Annotated in this window: 22 protein-coding genes; 17 read left to right on the forward strand and 5 right to left on the reverse strand. The window is 44.1% G+C overall.

What is annotated here, in order from left to right; all coding sequences use genetic code 11:
- Window positions 1–39: 39 nt before the first annotated feature.
- Window positions 40–690 (forward strand): c-type cytochrome, encoded by a 651-nt coding sequence (locus THINI_RS22555; protein WP_002710799.1) that lies wholly within the window; start codon window positions 40–42, stop codon window positions 688–690.
- Here the strand turns inward: THINI_RS22555 and THINI_RS22560 are convergent.
- Complete coding sequence (locus tag THINI_RS22560) at window positions 679–1263, reverse strand: Maf family protein (RefSeq protein WP_002710800.1); 585 nt, start codon at window positions 1261–1263, stop codon at window positions 679–681. The genes THINI_RS22555 and THINI_RS22560 overlap by 12 nt on opposite strands.
- 139 nt (window positions 1264–1402) lie before the next feature.
- On the opposite strand from THINI_RS22560, the gene THINI_RS22565 reads away from it, so the two are divergent.
- From THINI_RS22565 to THINI_RS22590, 6 genes are all read left to right on the forward strand, one after another.
- On the forward strand, window positions 1403–1948 hold the full coding sequence (locus tag THINI_RS22565) for a YceD family protein (RefSeq protein ID WP_002710801.1): 546 nt from the start codon (window positions 1403–1405) through the stop codon (window positions 1946–1948).
- A gap of 6 nt (window positions 1949–1954) precedes the next feature.
- Window positions 1955–2149, forward strand: coding sequence for a 50S ribosomal protein L32 (gene rpmF, locus THINI_RS22570; RefSeq protein WP_002710802.1), 195 nt, complete (start codon window positions 1955–1957; stop codon window positions 2147–2149).
- 86 nt (window positions 2150–2235) lie between these two features.
- Entirely contained in the window at window positions 2236–3264 is a 1029-nt protein-coding gene (gene plsX / locus THINI_RS22575) for a phosphate acyltransferase PlsX (protein ID WP_002710803.1), read from the forward strand.
- Window positions 3261–4229 (forward strand): beta-ketoacyl-ACP synthase III, encoded by a 969-nt coding sequence (locus THINI_RS22580; protein WP_002710804.1) that lies wholly within the window; start codon window positions 3261–3263, stop codon window positions 4227–4229. The genes plsX and THINI_RS22580 overlap by 4 nt, the downstream gene beginning before the upstream one ends.
- The gene (locus THINI_RS22585; protein ID WP_002710805.1) at window positions 4229–4714 is read left to right on the forward strand and encodes a CYTH domain-containing protein; all 486 of its coding nucleotides are present in this window, start codon (window positions 4229–4231) and stop codon (window positions 4712–4714) included. Before THINI_RS22580 ends, THINI_RS22585 begins: the two co-directional genes overlap by 1 nt.
- Window positions 4715–4721: 7 nt before the next feature.
- On the forward strand, window positions 4722–6062 hold the full coding sequence (locus THINI_RS22590) for a DEAD/DEAH box helicase (RefSeq protein ID WP_002710806.1): 1341 nt from the start codon (window positions 4722–4724) through the stop codon (window positions 6060–6062).
- An 18-nt stretch (window positions 6063–6080) separates the two neighbouring features.
- Here THINI_RS22590 and THINI_RS22595 read toward each other — a convergent pair whose 3' ends face one another.
- Complete coding sequence (locus THINI_RS22595) at window positions 6081–7661, reverse strand: peptide ABC transporter substrate-binding protein (protein ID WP_002710807.1); 1581 nt, start codon at window positions 7659–7661, stop codon at window positions 6081–6083.
- Window positions 7662–7913: 252 nt separating this feature from the next.
- Window positions 7914–9215, reverse strand: coding sequence for an integron integrase (locus tag THINI_RS22600; RefSeq protein WP_425358291.1), 1302 nt, complete (start codon window positions 9213–9215; stop codon window positions 7914–7916).
- 334 nt (window positions 9216–9549) lie between these two features.
- Here THINI_RS22600 and THINI_RS22605 point away from each other — a divergent pair, with 334 nt between their 5' ends.
- Both THINI_RS22605 and THINI_RS22610 read left to right on the forward strand, forming a co-directional pair.
- Window positions 9550–10665: a hypothetical protein gene (locus tag THINI_RS22605; protein ID WP_002710809.1), complete on the forward strand. Its 1116-nt coding sequence runs from the start codon at window positions 9550–9552 to the stop codon at window positions 10663–10665.
- An 11-nt stretch (window positions 10666–10676) separates the two neighbouring features.
- Window positions 10677–11183, forward strand: a complete 507-nt coding sequence (locus THINI_RS22610) for a hypothetical protein (protein ID WP_002710810.1) — start codon at window positions 10677–10679, stop codon at window positions 11181–11183.
- Between the two features lie 14 nt (window positions 11184–11197).
- Here the strand turns inward: THINI_RS22610 and THINI_RS23900 are convergent, their stop codons facing one another.
- Entirely contained in the window at window positions 11198–11944 is a 747-nt protein-coding gene (locus tag THINI_RS23900; RefSeq protein ID WP_002710811.1) for a YdcF family protein, read from the reverse strand.
- A gap of 210 nt (window positions 11945–12154) precedes the next feature.
- Between THINI_RS23900 and THINI_RS22620 the strand changes: the two genes are divergently transcribed.
- From THINI_RS22620 to THINI_RS22630, 3 genes are all read left to right on the forward strand, one after another.
- On the forward strand, window positions 12155–13012 hold the full coding sequence (locus THINI_RS22620) for a hypothetical protein (protein ID WP_154724488.1): 858 nt from the start codon (window positions 12155–12157) through the stop codon (window positions 13010–13012).
- Window positions 13013–13295: 283 nt separating this feature from the next.
- Window positions 13296–14129 carry a sugar phosphate isomerase/epimerase family protein gene (locus tag THINI_RS22625; RefSeq protein ID WP_002710813.1) on the forward strand — a complete coding sequence of 278 codons (834 nt, stop codon included), beginning with the start codon at window positions 13296–13298 and terminating at the stop codon, window positions 14127–14129.
- 11 nt (window positions 14130–14140) lie between these two features.
- Window positions 14141–14902: a sulfite exporter TauE/SafE family protein gene (locus tag THINI_RS22630; protein ID WP_002710814.1), complete on the forward strand. Its 762-nt coding sequence runs from the start codon at window positions 14141–14143 to the stop codon at window positions 14900–14902.
- A gap of 71 nt (window positions 14903–14973) precedes the next feature.
- Here the strand turns inward: THINI_RS22630 and tnpC are convergent, their stop codons facing one another.
- Window positions 14974–16383, reverse strand: a complete 1410-nt coding sequence (gene tnpC, locus THINI_RS22635; RefSeq protein ID WP_040839741.1) for an IS66 family transposase — start codon at window positions 16381–16383, stop codon at window positions 14974–14976.
- Between the two features lie 427 nt (window positions 16384–16810).
- Between tnpC and THINI_RS25455 the strand changes: the two genes are divergently transcribed.
- From THINI_RS25455 to THINI_RS22655, 5 genes are all read left to right on the forward strand, one after another.
- A complete protein-coding gene (locus THINI_RS25455; protein WP_002710816.1) occupies window positions 16811–17545 on the forward strand; it encodes a hypothetical protein in 735 nt (244 codons plus the stop codon).
- Window positions 17546–17638: 93 nt separating this feature from the next.
- A complete protein-coding gene (locus tag THINI_RS22640; RefSeq protein WP_002710817.1) occupies window positions 17639–18511 on the forward strand; it encodes a hypothetical protein in 873 nt (290 codons plus the stop codon).
- Between the two features lie 496 nt (window positions 18512–19007).
- A complete protein-coding gene (locus THINI_RS22645; RefSeq protein WP_002710818.1) occupies window positions 19008–19268 on the forward strand; it encodes a DUF4258 domain-containing protein in 261 nt (86 codons plus the stop codon).
- Complete coding sequence (locus tag THINI_RS22650) at window positions 19258–19452, forward strand: DUF2283 domain-containing protein (RefSeq protein WP_002710819.1); 195 nt, start codon at window positions 19258–19260, stop codon at window positions 19450–19452. The genes THINI_RS22645 and THINI_RS22650 overlap by 11 nt, the downstream gene beginning before the upstream one ends.
- Before the next feature lie 195 nt (window positions 19453–19647).
- Window positions 19648–21951 (forward strand): AAA family ATPase, encoded by a 2304-nt coding sequence (locus THINI_RS22655; RefSeq protein ID WP_002710820.1) that lies wholly within the window; start codon window positions 19648–19650, stop codon window positions 21949–21951.
- The last annotated feature ends 76 nt before the right edge of the window (window positions 21952–22027 follow it).

Raw genomic sequence — 22027 nt, forward strand, 5'->3', positions numbered from 1 at the left:
CCTGCAAATACCTGTTTAATAATGCAAGGAATTTATGCCATGAAGAAAGTTATTATTTCCACCCTGTTCGCAAGCCTGTATTTTTCGGCCCAATTGGCTGGTGCAGGAGAATTATCGGCAGACCTGAAGGCAGGGCAGGATCTTTACAACCAGCTATGCGTCAACTGCCATGCCACTGGTGTTGATGGCGCACCCCGCCTGGGCAACAAGGATGACTGGAAAGAGCGTTTGCGTATGGGGGAAGACACCCTGTATGAAGCCGTGATTGAAGGCCCCAACCATATGTATTCCAAAGGCAACAGCCCGATCGAATCAGAAGGGCAGATTAGAAGCATGATTGCCTACATGATGCACTCGGTCACGGATGATGAAACCAGCAAGCTGATCAATACAGCGACTGATGAGGAAAAGGCACGCCACATGCGCTTACTGCGTGGTTACAAAAACTACGATCTGGTCTGCTTCAATTGCCACAACAGTAGCGAGGAGGGCGCTCCCCAAGTCGGCAAGCCGGAAGAATGGGGTAGCCGCAAGGATTTGGGCGTGGATAAACTGACCGACAGTGTGATCAACGGTAAAGGGCACATGTTCATTCGCGCTGGCACGGCCAACTTTTCCGAAGCTGATTACAAAGGCATGGTGGAATACATGCTCAGTACGCTGGAAAGGCTGCAATCGTCAAAACAGTGAAATCCTGGCTTGACGCAGCATTTCGCTCAGGCGTATCAGCGGCAACCCCATCAGTGCGGTGGGGTCGTCGCCTGTCATGCGCTTGAACAGCGTAATCCCCAAACTTTCCGAACGGAAACTGCCCGCGCAGTTGTAAGGCTGGTCTTTGCGCAGATAGCGGTCGATTTCTCCCTCCGTCAGTTCACGGAAATCCACCTGAAAAGGCACAACATCCAGTTGGTAGCTGCCGTCGTGGCTGTCATACAGGCACAGCCCGGTCAGGAAATAGACGGTTTCGCCAGAGGAATTCTGTAACTGTTGCACCGCATTTTCATGCGTACCAGGTTTACCGATAACCTGTTCGTTCAACACGGCGCATTGGTCGGAACCGATAATCAGGGCGTCGGGGTGTTGTTCCGCCACTTTCTGCGCTTTTTGCAGCGACAGGCGCAGCACCATGTCACGGGCGCTTTCGTCCATGTGACGGGTTTCGTCAATATCCGGGGCGGCAGTTGTAAACGGGTATTGCAGGCGCTCCATCAGTTGGCGGCGGTAAGGGGAGGTGGAGCCTAAAATCAGTGTGCGGTCAGTCATAATGAGTCTGTGATGGCGTATCTGGTAGGAAAGCGCAAAATGATACGCAAGATATATGTATTCCCCAAGCAAAAGCTGCGCCAAAAAGGCCAGAAATTTCTTTACACTACCTGCCTTCGGTTCTTATAATCGCGCGCTTATGTTGAACAGGTTACCCGTTGACGTTAATCCCTTTCGTCTGGTCGAGCAGAAAAAACGCCTGACCGGCGCGATGCCGTTCAAGCAATTGCCACGCCTCGCTGAGGTCGCATTGCCGGAAACCGGGGATTTTGCCGTTGATCTGGAATTTACCCGCAGCCTTTCCGGCCTTCCCATTATCGTGGGTTCAGTGCGCGGAAGGGTGGTGATGGAATGCCAGCGTTGCATGAAGCCGGTGGAATTCCCGGTCGACAGCGACATACAGGTAGCCCTGACGACGTTTCAGTCGGATGAACGTCCCGAACAGGAAGGCTTTGAAGCTTGGCTAGTGGAGGATGACCGGCTGTTTATACAGGATTTTATTGAAGATGAAATTCTCCTTGCCCTGCCGTTAGTGGCGCGGCATGAGCAGTGCGAACCGGTGCGGGAACTGATTGAAGCCTTGCCGTCGGAGATTGCTGCAACACAGGTTTCGCAAACAGATGATAAGCCGGAAGGCAAAAAAAATCCGTTTGCGGTTTTGAAAGATTGGAAAAAAACGGAGTAACAGACGATGGCAGTCGGTCAAGCTCGAATGACACGTTCACGTCGCGGTATGCGTCGCTCACACGATGCACTGAAAAACCCAACCCTGTCGGTAGACCCGGTATCCGGTGAAACCCACTTGCGTCACCACATGACTGCGGACGGTTTCTACCGTGGCCGCCAGATCATCAAGAATGCGGTTGAAGTGGAAGACGACGAATAAGTAACGATCTGTTGCACGCTTGGGTAACAACATCGTATAGAATCGCGGGCTTGACCCGCGATTTTTTTTCAGGAGAAGGGTAAAGCATGAGTGAACAGTATCGCATCGCGCTGGATGCGATGGGGGGAGATCACGGCTTGTCAGTGGTTGTTCCGGCAGCATTGGAAGCCTTGAAGAAATTTGACGACATTGCCCTGATCCTGGTCGGTGATGAGGCGCAAATTCAGGCAACACTGGCCGAACACAAGGCCGCCACTTCCGGACGGTTGGCCATTCGGCACGCCTCACAGGTCGTGGCGATGGATGAAATGCCCGCCCACGCCATGAAAAACAAGAAAGATTCCTCCATGCGGGTGGCGATCAATCTGGTCAAGGCTGGTGAAGCTGAAGCCGCAGTCAGCGCGGGTAATACCGGCGCGCTAATGGCAACCGCGCGTTTCGTGCTGAAAACCCTGCCGGGCATAGACCGCCCCGCGATATGCACTGTGATCCCTTCCATGCACGGCCACACCCACATGCTCGATCTGGGCGCGAATGTCGATTCCGAAGCCGAACACCTGTACCAGTTCGCCCTGATGGGTTCCGAGCTGGCCAAGGCTATCGACAACAACCCGAACCCCAAAGTCGGTTTGCTGAATATCGGTCAGGAAGCCATCAAGGGTAACGAACAGGTCAAAGCCGCCAATGCCCTGTTACGGGAAAGCCCGCTTAACTACATTGGCTATGTGGAAGGCGATGACATCTACCACGGCGATGTTGATGTAGTGGTGTGTGATGGTTTCGTCGGCAATGTGGCGCTCAAGACCAGTGAAGGTCTGGCGAAAATGGTATCCGCCCAGCTCAAGGCCAATTACAGCGCCAACCTGTTCACCAAGCTGGCCGCGCTGATTTCCTTGCCGGTGTTGAAATCATTCCGCCGCAAATTCGATCCAAGGCGTTATAATGGGGCAAGCTTGCTAGGCTTGCAGGGTATCGTAGTCAAGAGCCACGGTGGCGCAGACAGTTTTGCCTACGCCAATGCCATCGGTATCGCCCGCACCGAGATAATCGAAAAAGTCCCGCAGCGTATCAATAAACAACTCGAAAGTTTGCTCGCAGAAAGGCAGAAAGCATGATGTATTCGCGTATTACCGGCACCGGCAGTTATTTGCCCGAAAAAATCCTCACCAACCAGGATCTGGAAAAAATGGTGGATACCACCGACCAGTGGATTTTCGAACGAACCGGTATTCGGGAGCGGCACATCGCTGAAATGGAAAGCGCCTCTGACATGGCCGAACATGCCGCGCGCCGCGCGCTGGAAATGGCGGGCAGGAATCCTGACGATATAGACCTGATCGTGGTCGGCACTTCCACCCCCGATCTGGTATTCCCCAGTACCGCGTGCCTGTTGCAAAACAACCTCGGCATCCGCAATGGCAGCCCGGCGATGGACGTGCAGGCGGCCTGTTCCGGTTTCACCTACGCCCTGAGCGTGGCGGACAATTTCATCCGTGCCGGTTCCGCCAAATGTGCGCTGGTGGTGGGTAGCGAGGCCATGTCGAAAATTCTCGACTGGACTGACCGTGGTACCTGTATCCTGTTTGGCGACGGTGCGGGTGCTGTGTTGCTGGAAGCCAGTGAAGAACCGGGCATACTCTCCACCCACATTCACGCTGACGGGGCTTATGAACACCTGCTCAGTGTGAATGCCGGTATTTCGCGCAACCAGGAACTCCTGCGTGCCGAAGGCGCACTGCTGCAAATGCGTGGCAATGAAGTTTTCAAGGTTGCCGTCAACACCTTGGGCCGCATTGTGGACGAAACGCTTGAAAAGAATGGCATGACCAAGGCCGACGTCAACTGGCTGGTACCACATCAGGCCAACATCCGCATCATCCAGGCGACGGCGAAAAAGCTCGACATGCCGATGGATAACGTCGTGGTCACGGTCGACAAGCACGGCAACACCTCCGCTGCTTCCATCCCGCTGGCGCTGGATACCGCCGTGCGCGACGGGCGTATCAAGCGCGGTGAAATCATCCTGCTGGAAGCGTTTGGCGGTGGCTTTACCTGGGGGTCGGCACTCGTCCGCTTCTGATGGCTACCGAGATTGAACGCAAATTTTTACTGGTATCTGACGAGTGGCGGCAACTGGCCGTCCGCTCCGAATCATTCCGCCAAGGCTATCTGAGTAGCAGCAAACACGCCTCCGTCAGGGTGCGGATAGCTGATGACAAAGCCACCCTGAACATCAAGGGCATGACGCTGGGCGTGCAACGCCCGGAATACGAATACGAAATTCCGCTGCATGACGCAGCAGAACTGCTTGATCAGCTATGCGAACGCCCACTGATCGAGAAAACCCGCCATTTTGTCGAGTTTGGCGGAAACCTGTGGGAAATCGACGAATTCCACGGTGACAACGCTGGCCTGGTGGTCGCGGAGGTCGAACTCGATTCCCCGGATCAAGTAATAACCATGCCCACCTGGGCTGGCAAAGACGTTTCGCATCTGGAACGTTATTACAACGTCCGCCTTACCCAATACCCCTACAGTCGCTGGACGGCTGAGGAACGAGGTTAATTACACAATGTCATTTTCTGAACTCGGCCTGGCCGAGCCGCTGCTGCGTGCCATCGCAGAGCAGGGCTATGCAACGCCCACCCCTATCCAGCAACAAGGCATTCCTGCCGTACTGTCTGGCCGTGACCTGATGGCGGCGGCGCAAACCGGCACCGGCAAGACCGCCGGTTTCACCCTGCCGATGCTGCATCGCCTTATGGAAGGCAAACGCCCGGCTTCCAACCACATCCGCGCACTGGTGTTGACCCCGACCCGCGAATTGGCGGCGCAAGTGGGCGAAAGCGTGCGTGATTACGGCGCGCATTTGCCACTGGCTTCCACCATCGTGTTTGGTGGCGTTAGCATCAACCCGCAAATGATGGCCCTGCGTAAAGGGGTGGATGTGCTGGTGGCAACACCGGGCCGCCTGCTGGATTTGTACGAGCAGAATGCGGTGAAGTTTTCCCAAGTGGAAATGCTGGTGCTGGACGAAGCCGACCGGATGCTGGACATGGGTTTCATCCGCGACATCCGCAAGATTCTCGCGCTGCTGCCGAAGCGTCGGCAGAACCTGCTGTTTTCCGCCACCTTTTCCGACGACATTACCGCGTTGGCGAAAGGTTTGCTGCATGACCCGCTGCAAGTCTCGGTCAGCCCGCGCAATGCAGCCGCCAATACGGTCAAGCAATCGGTTTACCTGATCGACAAAGCGCGCAAGACGGCACTGCTGAGCCATCTGGTGCGCGATAACCAGTGGGAACAAGTGCTGGTGTTTACCCGCACCAAACACGGCGCAAACCGGCTGGCGGAAAAGCTGGCGCGGGATGGCGTCACCGCCGCCGCCATCCACGGCAACAAGAGCCAGGGCGCGCGCACCAAGGCGCTGGCTGATTTCAAGCAGAACAATATCCGCGTACTGGTCGCCACCGACATTGCGGCGCGTGGCATTGACATCGACCAGTTACCCCACGTCGTCAATTTCGAGCTGCCGAACGTGTCGGAAGATTACGTCCACCGCATTGGCCGTACCGGGCGGGCGGGCGCGTCGGGTGAGGCCATTTCGCTGGTCGAGCCGGAAGAGCACAAATATCTGAAAGGTATCGAAAAGCTGATCAAGCAGACGTTGCCGCGCGAGGAACTGCCTGCCATCAGCGCAGCACCGGAACGCCCGCGCACCGAAGCGAAAACAGCGGATGCGGAAGCTGACAAACCCGGTAAGCCACAGCATCGCCCGAAAAAGCGCCGTACCCGTTCTCAGAAGAATGAGGCGCGGGTAGCTGCCGGGTTGCCACCGGTCAAGCGCAATGATGGCAATGCCAACAATAAGCCGCGTCGCCGCCGCCCAAGTAAGCCAAAAGCGGTAGCGTAAAAAACTTTCTACTGCTCTCTAATCTTGCCCCAGGCTCAAATACTGACTGGGGTGGATGTCCATCACATTATTTTCCCAGCCGCTGACCTTGGGGCTGATCAAGTGCTGGGTGGTATTGAAATAGACCGGCATGATTGGTGAATCGGCCAGCAGGATGCGTTCGGCCTGTTCCATGGCTTCGCGGCGCTTTTGTGGGTCTGGCTGGGTTTCGGCTTCCTGAATCAGGCGGTCAAATTCGGGGTTGCTGTAGCCGGTGGTATTCATTTCGCCTACGTCAGACTTGAACAGGCTGAGGAAGGTGTAGGCATCGTTGTAGTCGCCAATCCAGCTGGCGCGTATCACCTGGAACTGCTTCTGGCGGCGGGAACTGAGGTAGACTTTCCATTCTTCGTTACGCAAATTGGCTTTGACGCCCAGCACTTGCTTCCACATGGCGGCGATAGCGATGGCCAGTTTCTTGTTGTTGTCGCTGGTGTTGTAGAGGATTTCCAGCTCTAGCGGTTTGTCCGGGCCGTAGCCGCTTTCGGTGAATAAATCCTTGGCGATCTGCTGGCGGGCAACCTTGTCGAGTGATTTTTCTTCCATGCTTTGCTGGTTGTAATTATCGATGGCGGGAACCCAGCCCCAGGCGGGAATTTCACCTGACTGGGTAATCTTGTCGGTAAGGATGTCGCGGTCAATCGCCAGCGACAGGGCGCGGCGCAGCTTGGGGTTATCCTTGAATACCGGGTCGGTCAGGTTGAATGCGTAGTAATACGCGCCGATATAGGGCGTGCTGCGGAATTCGATGGGGAAATCCTGCTCCACCGTCTTGATCTGGTCGGCGGGCACGTCATAGGTGATGTCCAGCTCCCCGGCGCGGAAACGTTTGAGTTCAGTGTTCTGGTCTTCGGTGGGGATGTAATACACCGTGTCGACCTGCACATCGTTGGCACGGCGGTAATGCGGGTTTTTCACCAGTTTGACATAAGCCTGCGGCTTCCATTCACCCAGGCAATACGCGCCGTTACAGAGGATGTTTTCCGGTTTAGTCCAGTCTTTACCCGCTTTTTCAATAACTTTTTGCGGGGCAGGGTAGGCCATCGGGTGCATTAACATGCCCAGAAAATAGGGGGTAGGGGCTTTGAGGCGAATTTCCAGCGTTTGCGCGTCAATGGCCTTTACACCTACTTGCGCCGGGTCTTTTTGCCCCCCCTTGCTGAAGGCTTCCGCGCCATCAATCGGCCACAGGATGAAGGCGTAGTCGGAGGCGGTGGCCGGGTCAAGCGCGCGGCGGTAGGCAAACACGAAATCATCGGCGGTGACGGCTGAACCGTCTGACCACTGGCTATCCTTACGTAGGTGGAAGGTGTAGGTCTTTCCATCATTGCTGATGTCCCATTTTTCTGCCACGCCGGGCTGAAGTTTGCCATCCACGCCTTCTGTCACCAGCCCTTCAAACATATCACGCTCGATATTGGCCTCGGTGACGCCGGAGGATTTGTGGATGTCCAGGGTTTCCGGTTCCGCGCCATTGCCTCGATGCAGCACGGTTTCAGCCAGGGCAAAAGGCGCGTGGGTGAGGCACAGGGTCAGGAGCAGGGCAGGGAGTTTTCGCATGGTGTTGTTACCGTGGTTATTGTCTTGTGTGGGCAATATAGCGGATTGGGGCGCTTAAATCTGCATGTCGCATCCGCAACATGGTTGACCGAAGTGAATTTTTCTTGTCATTTTGTGTCGCATAGAAGGGAATAATGGATTATAGTCTTGTACAGTTTGTATTCATCTTGATGCGGCCAGATATGATTACCCTGCGGCTATGCGATGTACATAGTCCGGCGGTAGCGTTGTCGCTGGATTTTGATTACGCCTTTAAATCATGTCAGCCGGGCTGCGCACACTAATACCGGGCGTATTGAGGACATGGGTATAAATCATGGTGGTGGATACGTCCGAATGACCCAGCAACTCCTGCACAGTGCGGATGTCATAACCGGACTCCAGCAAATGGGTGGCAAACGAATGGCGAAATGTGTGGCTGGTGGCATGTTTGGTGATTCCTGCCTGTTTCACCGCCCGGCGAATGATTTTCTGCAAACTGGTTTCATGCAGGTGATGACGACGGATTACGCCGGTACGCGGGTCAACGCCGACCGCACTGGCCGGGAACACGTATTGCCAGCGTAATTCTTTTGCCGCTTGTTGATATTTTTGGCTTAATGACTCAGGCAAATACACTTCGCCAAAACCGTTACGCAAATCAATCTGGTGCAAGCGCTCAACCTTGGCAATCTGCTCTTTGAGGGCATCCTTGAAACGTTCCGGCAATGGCACGACACGATCCTTGCCACCTTTGGCATTGCGGATATGTAACTGGTTGTAATCGAAATCTACATCCAACACCCGTAGTGTCACGCATTCCATCAAGCGCAAACCACCACCGTACAGTAAGCCAGCCATCAGATGATGCGTGCCTTTAAGCTGCTGAAATATCCGGCGGACTTCTTCACGGGATAGTACTACCGGCAATTTGCGCTGACGTTTGGCTCCGATGAACTCGTCCAGATCATCCAGCGGCTTTTGCCACACCTGATTAAACAGGAACGCCAAGGCATTCAATGCCTGCTTTTGGGTAGAAATCGACACATTTCGTTTAAGTGCCAGGTATTCCAGATATTGCTTGACATGTCGGCCGGTCAAGCCGCTCACATCATCGGGTTTGTGAAAATAAAAGAACCGCGAAACCCAACCCTGATAAGTCTGCTCGGTGCGGATGGAATAATTTTTCAGGCGAATCGCCCTGACCACTTCGGTAATAGCAGGCTGATAACGGGTATATAGCGTATGGTCGCAACGCTCCTCCCCGTCGAGCGCCGCTAACCCCTCAAGCGCATTGGTGTAATCGCGCGCAACTGTGGCATGGCTAGCCTCCAACGGCTTGGCCGACATACGCCAGTAGTCCCAATCAAAATCAGATGCCCAACTGAGCTTCAGCGCCAGACTAAACAGAATCCGTATAGCATCGACCACCTGGCCGAACTGCCATGCCGATAGTTTGGTTTCGCGCCCCGATTTGGTTAGAAATTGTTCTACATGATAGGGCGTATGGGTGCGGATGTGCTCATCCGGAAACTCGGCAATATAATGCTGGGTACGCAACACATACCAAGGCACAACTGACTTCTTAATGTTTTGTTTTAACAAGAAAAGTGAGTAATTATCCCAGAACTCGTGGGAATAGGTCATTGTCGGATCAGAAGGGTATCCGGTATGCTTGCTGTTCATTGTAATCAATCAAATTAGGAAGCGATAGAACATGATAATTCCAGGCTATGCGGAAGGCTTTACGAACCGGATAGGCGGCGTCTGCTCGCCGATTGGCCGCGAGCTGCATAGTCTGTTATGCGTAGCTTCCGTCTAATAAACTGTTAGCCAAAACACATCCAGAAATGTTGATATTGAATCGAAAATATATCAATACTTAATAAGTTTATTATCTAGGTGAGAAATGTATTTCACAAGAGAAAAGAATAAAACAAAAGAAGCTGTTTATTCTGGGAGATTTGCATTTCTTCCTTGTATAAAAGCCAATTCATTAAGCGACTCAGAACTATACAATAAATATAATGATGCCGTATCATCAAATAAAGTTTATAATGATATTTCTGAGGAGTTTTATCATTCTAGACAAGTCACTCGTAGCATTACTGGATTATCTTTGAATGGGTTTAGATGGTTATCTCGCATTTATTGGCTCCTAACAGGAAACAAGTATTTTGTTGGTCAATACTATTTAATGAGATCTATATTTTATTGTTTTGCTTATGATATTCTTGAAAAAGATGCAGGAGAAAAAGAAAAAAATAATAATTTAACCGATAATAGAAATACGACCAATAAAATCAAAATACCTTTATCTCATATTGCAAGAATGGATTTTTACGTCGTTACGGAATGGCTCTATAATATTAACTTATTATTAATGTTATTTTATATACTAGCTATCCCTGTATTATTTGTTATTGGCTTTGTCATAACAAAGCATTTTACTCTTAACGTTAATAGAGTAAGCTCTAATGGGAAAATTTATACCCATTTAATATCAAATCAAAAATATATATCTGATATTACGGAAAGTGTAGATGAAAAAACTACTTCTTGGAGAATTGGAACATACATCCAACCAGAATACTGGGCTATCCGATTAAGAGGAGAGATTATTTTTGAAGATTGGGTTATTGAGAAGTTTGCATCAGAATATGTGTTTTATGAATATTTATATAAAAACATACACGACAGAAACGAACGAAGAAGAATTTATACGGAGTTGTTTCATTCAAGATATGGTTCTTATAAACAATATATGTATGATATGGTGGATTTCTCTATTTTATGTTCTTGCATACAAAGCAAACCCGATGTAAATATAAACTTCTTATCTTATAAGGTTAAAAATTTATTAGCCATTGATCAAGAAAGGAAACCTGATTCAGATAAAAATCATAAGTTAATTATTGAGGCTTTTGAATTTATTAAAAATAAATATTTAATACTCAGTATAGATCAAGCAGAGAAAGAAGAAGTTAACTTAGTTATTTTTTTCTTTTACTTACATGGGAATTAGAGGGTAAAAGTATGTTTTTAACAAGGACTATAGATGTAAAAAATATTTCCGATATTCTCAATGAAGAGAATTCTGAATTTAAATATCTGATTATAATTGATTTATCCAACGGAATAAAAAATGAATCTTATTCAGAGATACTAAAACATACGATTAAAGGCATAGGTAATCTCGACAAGTCAAACTTATATGCTTTTATTGATGATATAAATATTAGTATAGATATTTGGAAAATGGTTCAGTTATTGTCTAACGGTGAAGAAAATATAAATTCTAGCCGTGACAAAAAAGATATACTCGCAGTAGCAAATTTCGATGCAATAAGACAGCAAAATGGAGAAATTTATTTATTTTTCTCATCAGACACTGACAGTGAAATAATGCAAAAATTAGGTGATATACAAAAACATATTAAGAAGCAAGAAAATATTGCAGGCATTAAATATCTATCTATGAAAATATTAAGTAATGGACTTCCAGAAGTATGGAAGGAAATTGTTAAGTTAATAGCAGGATAAATAACAAATGCCAGTTAAATGTCAGCAATCTTTCCACCAACCTCATGAATTACAATTTTCAATTCTTGAATTGAGGTTATCGACGGAATCAAATTTACTAGATTAATATTATTATTTCTTTTTTGACTAATATCAGAAGAACATGCTGATGGAATATATAATATATCATTACTCAAATTTGCAAGACCCAAAGCCCTTTTCATGTGCCAAGCATGGGTTACTATATATGCCGACTTGACATTATCACCTTTAAGTATGATGCTAGATAGTGCTAAATTTTCTTTTGTTGTATTGCTTTTATTTTCAACCCATTTAACTGGAACATTAAATTCTTCTTCCAATGTTTTTTTCATAAAGTTGGCTTCTTTATATCCTGTTTGCAAAGGATCTCCACCAGTAACTAGAATTGGCAAATCAGTATCTCTATGTAACTTTGCTGCATGTCTAAGTCTTTCGAGTTCGCTAGTGGAAACGGATATTCCACCATATTCCCATGCGTTATAATTTAATCCACCACCCAAGACAACTATAGCCTGAGGTGTATTTTCTTGACGGTATATTTTAAAGTCTTGATCTAATCTATTAATTAAATAGCCTGTCACTATTGGTGTTGATATGAAATATGAGAAAGTCAAATACCCTAAAAAAATAATATTTTTCCCAAATAATCTTGAAATTAAATAAAATATAACTCCCCAGAAAAAATAACTTGCAGGAGGAGATAATATAAAGCTTTCTATAAAGACAAGAAATTTAAACATGGAAATCTCCAAAAAGAAAATACAGTGTTGTAATGATATGTTTAATGATGCTTTGTTGTAAAGTATGATTAAAATTATCCCGTATAATTTTTTTAAGTAAAATCATAAGGCTAACAATTACATCGACGACGGACGCGGCGACAGCCCGCGACTCCGATTCACTTACTCCCCGCCGCGCCCGTCATGTTAGACGTTAGCATCAATAAAATCATGAACAATAGCTCCAACAACCTGAACAAAAAAGATTCAATAAAGAATCTAAAAGATCAACTCATTAACCGATTACCATATGCCCCCAATACGAAAGAAGCTAAAGATTACTTAATGTCTTTAGATATTGGTGATGTGATACATATACATGATTTCTGGAGACAACGGCTTATTACACCAAAACCCAGAAATACAAACGTCCCTAGTCATATTCGCAACTCAGAAAGATATATAAAAAACAAAGATAAAATTAATAACTTATTAAGCATGATAAAAAATGGAGAAGATATTACCAAATATCTTTCCAAAGGAGCACATAGCGAAACATTTGATGTTAATGAATTCAAAAGAACTAAAAGCTTCAATTCGTTTCGTGACAGAATGCTAATTATTGAAGAGTGTTATCATCTTCATTTACACCCATATCCAGAGCGTAGCAACTATATTATACTTGCATATATTAATAACGTTGCATTTGAGGTGATCGGTATTTTTACTCATGATATATTTTCAGATGAAGAAAATATTGAGCATGAGTCCTATGAAAAAGCCATCAACTATTATTTAAAAAAGCAAATGCCAAACGGCGGACATTACTTCAAAGGATTACAAAACCTAGCGGGCAGTTCAATATATAGCACGTTAAGACAAGTGGATATATATAAAATCATGCACAATGTCGAGGTAACACATGACGGCATTGAAGAATATACAAAACTTCTTTATAAAAAATTACACAATAGAGAACCTAAATATATAAAGCCGATTTGGCAAATTCCAGATAGAGAAATAGAGATTTTTGACAAAAAGAACAAAATTACTTTTAAAGAAGAACAACTTAGATACCGTTATAAATGAGCTAACGATTACATCGACGACGGACGCGGTGATAGCCCGCGACTCTGAACAGTTTACTCCCCGCCGCGCCCGTCATGTTAGACGTTGGCAGCGGATAAAGCGGTGGTTAACCACAAATCAAAAAAAGTATTTCCTAATAATCTTCTAAATCTAACGAAATATCATTAAGTTAATATTTATCATTTGGTAATTATATATTACAGAAAAATATTTGATTTATTTTTATTCATTTTTCCACATAGAATACATATCCATAACCCATTATCAAAGTTGGAGAAAAATCATGGCTGATTTTAAATACCCTACCTTTGTGTCAGGCATTGGAATGCAGAATTATCTTGTAGCAGAAGAAGGTATAAAAGTAGCTGGAGATAATAAGTGTGACTATTGGTATATTGATGGGTCAAATTATGAAGATGCCCCTGAACAGTGGACTAGTAAAAGAATAGAATATATCAGAGAAAAAACAATAGAATATAAAATTTATCCCATTTATCATGGAAACTTCAAAAACCCCATTGCAACCGATGTTGCATTACTTAGAAGTTCTGCATTATCCTACCTTAAAAAAGAAATATATTTAGCTCATCAGTTAAAGGCTCCTCTTATTGTTCATGCTGGAGGCATCGTTGAACCTAAGAAAGTTAATCTTGCATTAAAATGCGCCTTAAGTGGTTTTATTGAAAATATGAAGGAAGCTTTTAAATATGCTGAGGATTTAAATGTTGAAATCTGGTTGGAAAACCTCTGTAATTATAGAAAATTTCATCCATTTTACTATATTTTTACGAATACAGACGAATATGAAACTGTTTTAGATAAGTTAGAAAATGCAAAAATGATCCTTGATGTTTGTCATGAAACTGTTGGGGGAGGAGATCCAATTGAAGTTTTTAAAAAGTTTCACGAAAGAATAATCTCATTCTCTTTTAGCGATACTAAAGGAGATAGAGATAGTCACCTTCCACTAGGAAAAGGAGCTATAAATTATGAAGGTTTAATTCAAGAAATACATAACCGTAAATGGAAAGGTATAATAAACTTTGAAACAAGAGGTCAAAATCCTATAGAAAATATTAAATTCTTAAACAACGTAGAATCAAACTTAATAAATTAAGGATGTTTCTGATGTTTGAATGGCATGATTTCTTTTTAAATGAATCAATATATTTTATTGCTATTTCAGTTTGTATTGCCGGTCTGATAAGAGGTTTCGCAGGGTTTGGGGCAGCAATGGCGATGATACCTCTTTTAAGTTTAGCGATAGGTCCAGAAAAAGCTGTACTTCTGGTTTCATGCATTGAGATTATTGGTTCAGTACAGCTTTTACCTGAGGCAATAAAAAATACTTCATTTTTCCACTTAAAATTATTGTCTCTTTCTGCCATCATCTCCGTACCTATAGGAGTTTATATTTTAACTATATTAGAACCTGAAATAATAATAACACTTATGTCTATCGTGGTTTTATCCTTTGTGCTAGCTATGTTCTTAGGATGGAAAAATCAGAACGGATATACGAGTAATGGTATGTTAATTGCTGGAGGAATAAGTGGTTTTTTGGCTGGATCAACTGGGATGGCAGGTCCTCCAATAATTCTTTATATGATTTCCCCTGAAAAACTGAATCCAAATGTTGCTAGAGGAACCCTAATTACATATTTTGCCATAACAGGTATTGCTACATTCTTATTCTTGTTGTATATGGGTAAAAATCCACTTTCCACTATTGGGGCATACATAATTATACTGACGCCGCTTTTCTTAATATCAACATACTTTGGCACCCTATTTTTCCAAAAAAGTGGATTAAAGCATTACAAGAAAGTAGCTTTAATTCTTTTATCAATAATTTCAATCTATACACTTGTTAAGTCTTACATAGTTTAAATAATTATACCGTCGGCAATTCAGTTTTCGGTTTCCTTATTTTTCATAATAAATTAAGGTAACTACTCAGTCTATCCGAAAACCGCTCTGAGGGAATCAAACGGATTACGCCTCTGAAGTTTGTCGGTTTCCCACACGGAACGAATGACACAGAAAGCCTCAGCCCCACCCATGGCGCGGAATCCCCCTGCCACCTTGAGTTTAACTTTGACAGGTCGAACCGCCCGTTCAGCTCGGTTGTTGTCAAAGGGTACGTCAAACTGCTGAATGAACCGCAACACCGAATCCTTGAAGTCACGTAGACGGCATAACAAGTTTCGGGCGGGGTCTTGTTTGGCTTTACCTTGTTTGGAGCTGGTTTTAGGTTGTTCAGGAAAAATCAACAGTCCGTGGTTCACCCATTGATCATAACGTTGCTCCAATTCCGCGATTTGCTGCGGTTGCAATGACGTTTGTTGTGCCTCTTTTGCCTGTGACACGGCTGTTTTGGCATCAATCAAGACCTGTTTGAGTTGTGCTGGCCATTGATGTTTGAGGGTTTCATCAAAGTAGTTCAACTCCCGCAGCAGATGCGCCCCACAAAGGCTGTGTACCATGGCATCGAAACGGAAATAAGGTTTCCAATGGTCATGAACCGCAACGCCCCGGAATACTGGCAGGATTCCCGCCGCTGTCATCGCTTCTTGTCCGCGCCGTGCATGGGCAGTGTAGTAAACCGCTTCCGGTGTCGCTGCCACGTGTAGCCATTGCGTCTTGCCTTGCGCACGGATACCGCTTTCATCAACGTTCACCACCGCGCTCGTGCGGATGCTGTCCCGGATGTCAGTATAAGTGCTGGCAAGGTTTTCACTCGCCTGACCGATCCACCGTTGCACACTGCCATCCGAAGGTTTGACACCGTATTGGTCGGACACTATCTCCGTCACCCGTGACAACGAAATGAAGTGACCTTGCACCAAACCCACCGTATAGGCTTTTAAACGTGCGCCATAGCTGATGTAAGGCGGCAGTGAAGCCGGAAACTCGCCTTTATGAATCTTGCCGCAGCCACACGTGGCGATGAGTTGGCGGTGTTCCGTGACGACGATTTGCGGGGCGGGAATATCCCATTGCTGGCGGCGTTCACCGCTGTCGATCAGGGCTTCGGATAACGGCAAACCGCATTCACAATGCCCTTCGACACCATAATGCTCCACATGATCAGGTGTGGGGTGCATCACAAGGCTATGCCCTTGGTGACCCGGTTGACCGCCTTTAGGGTGCTGCCCGGATTTTCGAGGCTGTGCAGGCTGGCGTTTCAGTCCATCCGATGACGGCGGTTTGTGGGAGTTCTTACTGTTCTTGTTGAGTTGTGCTTCCAATTCATTCACACGCGCAGTCAACTGATCAATGCGATCAAACAGCATCAAAACTAGCTCCACCAAATCGGCGTGGCTTAACTGTTGCAAACTTTCTCGTGTCGGGCGTGGGCGTTGGTTCATGTCAATAGCATAGCTGATTTTTTAGGAGACTGAGTAGTTACAAATTAAGTATCAATGAGTTATGAATTTTGAGGAAACCGAATTTTGAATTGCCGTGAGTATAAATTGCCAACAAGTTGCTCGACGACGGACGCGGTGACAGCCCGCGATTCTTAACGGATTACTCCCCGCCGCGCCCGTCAGCTATGACGATAGCGCAGAACCGCTCGCGCGGTCCTGCGCTATCGCGTCGGAGTTGAGCTTCGCTCGCCCGGTTTGATAACCGCCGCGCTCCGCGCTCTGGCTATCAACCCGTTCGAGTGGACGCATTTGCGCCCGCGAGCGACTCCCCCCGGGAGTCACTTCGCAGCCACAAACGCGCCACTCAACTCCGACGCGTTATGTGTAATATCCAGCCGCTCCTCTCAACTTAAGCTTTATATATAAGATGAAGAATCCTTGGTCTCAACTACCTATCACAGCTCCCCGTATTCTTGCCGATGACAAAAAAATTATTGATCAATTCAATAAACATTACTGTGGTGACTTAGATTTTTCTATCCAAACACAACTATTCCCAGAACCATTCATTGGCGATCCAAACAGTCCTCTTTATGTTCTTGGGCTTAATCCCGGTTATTCGCCACTAGCTGATGATAAATGGCATTCGGATGCTGAGTTCACTGAGGCTATAACTAATAATATCAACCATCGACCAACTTCATTTCCCTTTTACTTCTTGAACCCAAAATTCGAGAATGCACCTGGTTCAGCATGGTGGTTAATGCGATCACGTTGGTTGCGTGGCGAGGTTGGCAATGAATTTCTTGCCCAGTCAATGTTCTGTGTAGAGCTATTTCCATATCATTCTCATAAGTACAAATCTATTCCAAAATCAATTTCATCTAGTTCGCTCGTACCATCCTCAAACTACTCAGTCTTCCTTGTCCAACAAGCTATATTAGCCAATAAAACCATCATAGCCATGCGTGCCTTAAAGCAATGGTTCAAACTGATTCCTCAACTCAAAACTTATGGCAAATTACATCGGCTCAACAGTCCACAGAATGTATCCCTATCTCCTAATAACATAGCAGGTTACAGCGCACTTGTTGACGAGCTTATCACAGCAAAAGAGCAAAGAATTCAGACAGAGATACTGACGACAAGTGAAAACACATAACAAATCATTCGACGACGGACGCGGTGACAGCCCGCGATTTTTAATGACTTACTCCCCGCCGCGCCCGTCAATTCAAACGTTAAGCATTCAAAAATGAGAGAACCCCTACCGTTAATATACCCAAAAGTGAAAGTCACTTTTTCTGAGATCATCCATTTCTTAGAAAATCATGGCATTTCAAAAAACAATATTAGAATCCGCGAATATCAACGTTTTATCAAACACATGGATGATGGTGACGTTGATCAACACTATGAGCGTGAGCAGATTATTTTTCTTTGGCGGGAGCTACATGAAGTACTATTTGTTTTCGATACTATATTAAAAAATAATATACCACTCCCCTCTGACCTAATTAAGAAATCACTTGAAGGACAACCACTTCCAACAGGCAATGCAGAGAAAGACAAAAGTAGAAATTACTTACTTGAATTACGAGCCTCAATTTATTTTCTTAGGCTAGGCTATCAAATACATATGTCCAGCGATTGTGATATTATTGCAGAGAATAAAAAAGACATTTATTTTATTGAGTGCAAAAGACTATATTCAATTAAAAAAGTTGATCTTAGAATTACTGAAGCATACGAACAACTACAAAAGCGATTTGATGATATTAATACCAAAAAGAATAAACGAGGCATCATATGGGCTGACCCATCACCAATTATGTTGCGAGATGTTTTTATGTATAGCGCCTTCAGTAGAGGAGGAGCACAACAAGCAGTTAGATATGATTTATTAGAGTTTTCAAAAAGATATATAACTAAAAGTAGCCAATACACAGATAAAAGAATTTTCTCAATTGTTTTACAAATGGTCTGGCCATCATACACCGGGAGTAAAGATGGCATAGTTACAGGATTTACATCCTTTGTTATGCCTCTCCATAAAAAAATAGGCTTTTTCAATATGGTGAGAACAAAATCTTTATTTGATGAGTTGTTTAAGATAGAAGAAGCTTAACAAGTTATTCGACGACGGACGGCGTGACAGCCCGCGATTCTTAACAACTACTCCCCGCGCCGCCCGTCAATTCAGACGTTGGCGTCATCAAAAACAAACCAATAAGTATCGCCAGATTGAGAAAGCGACAAAAGTTGGTTTTCCCTTAGCGGCAAAGTTCGGTGGTTACATTCATTTACCGTGATTGGTGGTTTCTCAATCTTCACAGTGCGCTGATGCGTGACAGACAACTCTAATCTGAACCACCGGAAAAGAACGTTTTCCCTTCGCTGACAACAAAAGTGCTTCTGTTCATCTGCCAAAATGGGAGCTGTTGTGGGTTTATCGTGCCGCGTAGACACGCGGTGAACCAAAACCACCAGCTTAACCACCGAAAAATAAGAATCAGTTTTAACTGAACAAAAATCCCGCCGCGCTGATGCGCGGGAAAGTTTGATCTTGACCATCGCTACTTGTCAGGGGACACTAAACAGGTAACAAAACAGAAGTTTCCTACATGATCAGTAAGCGTTTTAACAAACCTGTCGTACTCACCTATCATGCAGCAGAGCAAATGGCAGAACGACAAATAGATGAAGAGACGCTTGCTGACCTAATAGAATCGGGTGATGTTAAATATAAAGACGAGCAGCATCTATGGATTTACAAATCATACCCTGTCCGTCAAGACAACATGATATGCGCAGCCGCGATTGAGCGTAACAACCTGATTATTAAGACAGTTATGATCAACTGGGAGTTGAGCGATGAACATTAAGTACTACGAAGATGATGACATCCTGGTTCAACGGTTCAGTGATAACCAGATTGTCCGCGAGGTTTCACAGGGCTGGAACATCAACGTCAGCTACGACAAAGACGGCAATATCGTTCAAATTGTCATACTCGAAGCTAAAGAGAAGGGACTGTATCCTGTCATTCCTATGAAGATGGCTGCTTGATTTTTATGACGACCAATAGCTTGCACAAAAGTCATTGATTTATATAATTTAAATTCAAGAGCCAACAATTCTGTCGACGACGGACGCGGTGACAGCCCGCGATTCTTAACGACTTACTCCCCGCCGCGCCCGTCACACAAGACGTTATACCTAAGAGAAACATCCATTGACCGCACTAAATAAACAGATGCTGTGATGATAAAAAATATCTGCAAACTTAAAGACTTTGGGATTTTTCAAAATCATAATAATTCCAATTTACAAGACTTTGGGAAATACAATCTTTTTTATGGTTGGAACGGGAGCGGCAAGTCTACGCTTTCAAATGTTTTTCGTTGCATTGAAAATCACTCTTTGCCAGATAAGTTCGCTTCTGCTCAATTTACCATTAACAATGAAGATGGTTCTGTAATAACAGAGAATACTATCAACAGCTCCAGTTTAAAACTATATACTTTTAATCAGGATTTTATTGACGAAAACATATCATGGAATAATGTTGCAAAGAGCATCTTGCTTGTAGATAAAGAAAAAATAGCCGAACGAAAAAAACTGGAAGATTTAAAAAAATTACAAAAGACAGAGATTGAAAACCATCAAAAGAAAACTCAAAAAACACAGCTCTTAGAAAAAGCTATTTCAAAGTTTAGTTCAGACAGTGCAAGGCATATGAAAACAAGCCTTCAAGCTATTGATACTACTGATAGCTACTATTTGAATTATGATAAACGAAGATTTGAGTCATTTATTGCTAACAATCTTGAAGCCACAAAATCAAATAACCATCTTCTTGATGATAAAAAAATCATTGAACTAACTAATGCTGCAAAACCGAACTTAAAATCAAATATCAATTTTTACCCGCAAATTATTAATAATGATACATATATAAAAGCTAAAGATCGTTTAGATAGCTTATTAAAAACCAATGTAATAAGCCAGATAATCCAACGACTTGTCGATCATGGAGATATTAAATTATGGGTAGAAACAGGACTTGATCTTTATAAGAGCCATAAAAATCAACAGTGTGAGTTTTGTGGTAGTGAGATAACAAAAGAACGAATTAAATATCTTGAGGATCACTTCAATGACAATTATAGAACGTTTCAAGACCGCCTCACAAAAGCCGATCAATGGCTTTTAGGTCAGTATATTCAACAACCACAATTGCCAGATGAAAACAATCTATATGATGAATTTCAAGATGAATACAAGAAATCTTGTTCCGGTTTAAAGAAGAGCATATCAATTTTAAATGCTGAAATTACAAATTGGCATAATATTCTGAAAGAAAAAATTACAGATCAAACAAAAACTGAATTGAAAATTGAGTCTATTACTGAAGAATCAATAACAGCATACAATCTTTCCATGATGACAATTGATGCAGTTATTAAAAAGCACAATCATAAATCTAATAATTTTCAAGAAGAAACAAACAAAGCAAAAAAACACCTTGAACTTCATTATGCTGTTACTGAGGTTCAATTATTTAAATATCATGAAAAGAAAAAAGAATTAACTGAGAAAACCACAGAAAATGAAAAATTAGAAAAAAACATTCAAAATCGAAAAGCTGAAATTCGCAAATTAGAAGATTCTCTTTCAAATGAAAGTTTAGGAGCTGAGCATTTTAATAAATCTCTTCACAAATTTCTTGGACGTAGTGAATTGACACTTCGATTTAATCCTTCCAAGAAAGGATATGAAATTCTCCGAAATAATTCGGAACGAGTAGAGGGGAAATTAAGCGAAGGAGAAAAAACAGCTATTGCCTTCGTTTATTTCATAACCAAATTAAAAGAAAATGATAACAAAATAGAAGATATTATTGTCGTAGTTGATGATCCAGTTTCTAGTTTTGACTCAAACCATTTATTCCATGCATACTCTTTTCTTCGGAGCAACTGCAATTCAGCAAAACAAATTTTTATACTAACTCATAATTTTACTTATTTTAAGTTGATTCGAGATTGGTTTGATGGAGTCAATAGAAATCGAAAAATTAAGAATAAAGATCCAAATGCATTTTTCTTTACAATCGAAGCATCAGCAAATTTACCTAGACAATCAATTATTAAAAATGCTGATGCCAGCTTAATAAATTACAACTCCGAATATCATTACATATTCTCTAAGCTTTACAAATATAAAGATGATATGTTTCTTTCGCGTGATGATTCCTTCTTAACAGCAAACCTATCACGTAAATTACTTGAATCTTTTTTTAGCTTTAAATATCCAAAACATAGATCTGATATTTCGCGTCTTATGAGCTGCGGCCTTAAAGGATGCAAGATTACTGATGAGGTTACGAAAGAGAAAATATATCGCTTCATCAACAAATATTCACATAGTGTTGTAATAGAAATTAATGAAGATTCATCAGAAAACCTTGTTGGCGAAAGTCATAATGTCATTAACGATATTTTTATCTGGTTAAAAGAAGTAGATGAAGTTCACTATGACGAAATGATAGAAGTTATAAGCGGATAAGAAATAATGTATAACAACTCATTCGACGACGGACGGCGTGACAGCCCGCGATTCTTACTTTTTACTCCCCGCGCCG

It is taken from the genome of Thiothrix nivea DSM 5205, assembly GCF_000260135.1.
Taxonomy (GTDB): domain Bacteria; phylum Pseudomonadota; class Gammaproteobacteria; order Thiotrichales; family Thiotrichaceae; genus Thiothrix; species Thiothrix nivea.